Raw genomic sequence first — 3926 nt, forward strand, 5'->3', positions numbered from 1 at the left:
TTTGGCTTCACAAGTTCTTAAATAATCATAGATGTCTTGTGTTACCAAGTCTTTGTAAGGATTTTTTTCATCATTCATTTTAGCAATAAATGAGTTCGGTAAAGATGGAAATCCTGAAAGATGTGTGGCCAAGTGCAATAATGTTGTATTTTGACCTAATGACGATATTTTTACTCTGTCAGTTAAAATTGTTTGAATTTTATCTTCAAGTTGTAATTGTTTTTCGTCAACAAGTAATTGTAAAGTCGAAGTAGTAAAAAGTTTACTTGTTGATGCTAATTCAAAAATGGAAAGGCTATCTGGCAAAATTTGTTTCTCTTTATTGATGGTGCCGTAACCTTTAATAAATGTTTTTCCATTTTTGACAATGCCAATTACAAGTCCAATTGAATTACCTTCCTGAATAAATTTGTTTGCCTGTTTGTCTATTGATATTTCAAGGTTTTTATTGTCAACTACATTGTTTGACTTATACTTAACATAAAAATATAAAGCAAATGCTAATACCGTAATTACCAAAATCACTATTCCAATTATTTTTATTGCTTTCATTGTCTAATTATTTGTGTTTGTCTTAGTTTTTTATACCATAAAAGTTTTGTCGATTATTGCTCTATCTGCCAAAATTTTTGACTTCTCCAATTTTCTCCTGTAATTCCAAATTGTCAAACTAATTAATGGTTGACCAATAGCAATCGGAATTATTAATAATAATACTTGGGGTAAAAATGGAAACAGTTTTGAATTGTTTACTAAGAATGCAGTTAATGCTGCAATGAAACCGTGAGACATTCTGAAAATATGAATGAATAGCCAATAGAGTTTATTAGTTGGTCTTTTGATATAGTTGTAAAGGTCAACTCCGCAACAATAAAGTCCGATTGTAGAGAATGAAAAAAGTACAATTGAATAAAATATGTCTGACGACAAATTTATAATACCTAAAAAAATGAATACAAATGATGTTAAAAGCATTCCGATTGTCAAAGCCCAATCTACAAGTTTAGGATTTTGTCCTTTGTTAAGCGTCTTGATGAATAAAATGCGGTAACCTGAAGCCGCTTGATAAAAACTTATGATGGCAATAGGAATAAATATTTGAAAGTTTGGTCTAAAAATTCCTGCGTTCAGTCCAAGTAGCGTTGTTACTGTCATAGCCCAAAAGAATACTTTACCTGAAAGTCTGTGAATTCTAAGCCCCTTTTTTGATGTTATTGCTAATAGTCCGCCTATTAAAGTTAAGCTTCCAGCTAAAATGTGTACTGGTTTTAAAATGTCTAAAATACTCATATTTATTGTTGTTGTTTGTTTATTGATTATATCGTAAAATGGCATATAACGAATAGGGCTTGTGGTCAGGTGGGGGTTTTGAAACTCGTCCGCCCGAACGTCTGCCGATATAAATTACTGATGTTGAGTTACTTACAAATGTTCAATAGGTTTCCGTCCGCCGAAACAAAAGTACAAAAGAATTACCAAAGTTCAATTACTTCCGTCAGCCCCCACTTGCCACAAACCCATGTTGGGTGCCGTTTTTTTCTTGTAGTTTGTTTCCAATATTTCATCTAAGGAAAGGTCGCCTTCCTTAAAAAGTCTTGTCTTGTAATCTATTTTTAACTTGTCTAACAGCCTAACTATGTTGAAACCTGTTGCATAGAAATATCGTTTTCCTGGGGTAAATAACCATGGGTCATTTTCGATTTTATAATTTCTAAAAACTTGGTAGGAATGATATGCAGTATCTACACTTAAAAGTTTTTTGTCAGGCTTTCTTATTGCATATTCCACTTGCAAGTTGTATTCAATGTACCGTGCAGTCCCTTCCATAGTTTCATAGATTTTCTCAATATCATCTATTTCTAAGTTTATTTTTGACTTTGTTTCTAATCTTCTTTCCTTTCTTGAAATGAAAAAGCTGTCTAAGTTGATTTTCGTTTCTTGTGAATTTTTTGATTGAATGGCTTTCAATAAAAAGTCGTTTTCCTTCTTGATTTTCTCTTCAAACCAAATATTGTTTTTAAATATTTTTGATAAACTGTCTTCTGAAACACTCCCCGTTTTCTTTAATACCGTGTTAATGTAAGGCTTATGTTTGAACTGAAACCCATGAAAATACTCATGTATTATCATCGTTACCCAATATTCAGTAGAAGTAGATTCAGGTATTTTCTTTGACGTAACTTCAAAACTGCTGCAATACATTATTGGTGTCGGTCGTATAATTATATCAGTAGATTCGTCAATGCCAAAACTTGTCGCCATGTGAAATGGAATATCATCAAATCGCTTAGTAGTTTTGTAGATTCTTATGTTACTGTTCTGAGAAACAAGTGTGGGTTTGTAATAATTGATAAAATCCTTTGGGGGATTCGCAATATAAGATTCTGTATCGGTGTAATAAATCAAAGGAACATCGTATTTCTTTTTGTCAAAGCCTTTCCAATATTTCTTTGCAATGGTTGGTTTCAAGTTGAAAATGTATTCAATTCTGTCAAAAATTAGCTGTTCCCTATTTTGTGCTTTTACTTGTCCACAAAAAAGGATAATTGTCAAAAATGAGATTAGTTTTTTATACATTTTATGGTCTATGTAAAATTGCACACAACGTTCGGCAGCTTGGCGAAGGCACGCCTTTGGAAAACTAATGTTCAATATAGCACAAAAGCCAAATAGAATTCCAAATGTTGAATTTAGCACTAATGCCGTGCTTTTGCCAAACTGCTTGTTGGCTGCTGGGCTTTTTGTCGAGTTTAGTTGTGCTTAGATTTCTATTTTTGTACGTCATTATGAATAAAGACGTTTGATGTACTTTTTGGTGTTGCATATCCTGGTGCAGAGGTCATACCCAAAATTTTCCAATCGTTCTCTACAAGTTTAAATGTCCTGCTTTCAAGAAGTACCTTTACTTTTCCGTCAGGCATCATATGGTTTTTCTTATACCGTACAAATGCAAGCCCATTTGATAATTCAACTTGAAAATCATCAATCGTATCTTGTTTTAATAAAGTGTCAGAGTCAGGTGTTGGATTTTCTTTCATCCATTGACTTACAAATTGGTTTAAATCGTCCCAACCTGTCGCTCTCAATGTAACATCGTCCTCTACGCAAATCCAATAAACAGAATTAGAATGTAAAAAATGTTTACTCCACGCTTGAAGGTCTTTTTTGTAAAAGTCTAAGTTCTCTTGTCGTGTAATAGACTTAAACGTTTCATTTAATTCTGTCGCAGAAGTTATTGTTTTAGTTTCTGTTTTTGTGTTACAGCTTGCTAAAAAAATAGTTGCTGCTAATACGATGCAATTTTTGAATATTAATTTCATCTTTCAATATTTAAAGTTAATTAATGTGTTAAAATTTAATTGGGGTTCTGTCTTGTTATCGTAGCCTTGCAGCCAACGAAAAAGCATTTATGCAGGGCGGGTTAAAAAGCACTACCGTTCCTACACTTGCAAAAGTAAATAGAAATCACAAAAGTTCCAAGTTACCACATCTGCCCGCCTTGAATAAATGCAATGTGTGTGCCCAGTATGGACATCGAGTACGAAAGTACAAATAAACTCTAGAAGGTGCAAGTCGAAAAGACTGAGTCCTTTACATGCTAGTTGGTAAAGTGTGTTAGTAAGTCGCAAGCTGGTTTCTCGTGAGGGATGCAGTGAAGAAAGCGAGACTACAAAATTCGGTACTGACTTACAGAAACGGAATAAGAGGCTATGATAGGTGGATAAGTATGCACATCAATACAAAGTCCGTGGCCAACAAACCTATCAGAGTAGATTTCGCAGGCATCGAATGAAAGAGTATGTTCTTACCTGGGGAGGTCTTCACAACCACGAGTGGTTAAGTGAAGAAGTCAGCAGAGGTCGTAGTAACTACCAGCAACGAGCCAAGTCCTGAATGGGAAATCTTGGACGGTCTCACACAGTAGC

Annotated in this window: 5 protein-coding genes; 1 reads left to right on the forward strand and 4 read right to left on the reverse strand. The window is 34.0% G+C overall.

The window, feature by feature from the left end:
• The 4 genes from EGI31_RS14130 to EGI31_RS14145 form a co-directional block, all read right to left on the reverse strand.
• Positions 1–552 (reverse strand): serine hydrolase domain-containing protein (locus EGI31_RS14130; protein WP_255037869.1); only part of this gene is annotated, 552 nt, incomplete at its 3' end.
• 30 nt (positions 553–582) lie between these two features.
• The gene (locus tag EGI31_RS14135) at positions 583–1290 is read right to left on the reverse strand and encodes a hypothetical protein (RefSeq protein ID WP_255037870.1); all 708 of its coding nucleotides are present in this window, start codon (positions 1288–1290) and stop codon (positions 583–585) included.
• Between the two features lie 192 nt (positions 1291–1482).
• Complete coding sequence (locus tag EGI31_RS14140) at positions 1483–2577, reverse strand: hypothetical protein (protein ID WP_255037871.1); 1095 nt, start codon at positions 2575–2577, stop codon at positions 1483–1485.
• A 191-nt stretch (positions 2578–2768) separates the two neighbouring features.
• Positions 2769–3320 (reverse strand): hypothetical protein, encoded by a 552-nt coding sequence (locus tag EGI31_RS14145; RefSeq protein WP_255037872.1) that lies wholly within the window; start codon positions 3318–3320, stop codon positions 2769–2771.
• 332 nt (positions 3321–3652) lie between these two features.
• Here EGI31_RS14145 and EGI31_RS14150 point away from each other — a divergent pair, with 332 nt between their 5' ends.
• Entirely contained in the window at positions 3653–3793 is a 141-nt protein-coding gene (locus EGI31_RS14150; protein WP_255037836.1) for a hypothetical protein, read from the forward strand.
• The last annotated feature ends 133 nt before the right edge of the window (positions 3794–3926 follow it).

Origin of the sequence: Lacihabitans soyangensis (assembly GCF_024343775.1) — a bacterium.
In the GTDB taxonomy this organism is placed as follows: Bacteria; Bacteroidota; Bacteroidia; order Cytophagales; family Spirosomataceae; genus Leadbetterella; species Leadbetterella soyangensis.

What these genes read in the sequence shown, in the direction of transcription:
- EGI31_RS14135 (WP_255037870.1), bottom strand. Translation starts at nt 1,290, where the DNA reads ATGAGTATTTTAGACATTTTAAAACCAGTACACATTTTAGCTGGAAGC.
- EGI31_RS14145 (WP_255037872.1), bottom strand. Translation starts at nt 3,320, where the DNA reads ATGAAATTAATATTCAAAAATTGCATCGTATTAGCAGCAACTATTTTT.
- EGI31_RS14140 (WP_255037871.1), bottom strand. Translation starts at nt 2,577, where the DNA reads ATGTATAAAAAACTAATCTCATTTTTGACAATTATCCTTTTTTGTGGA.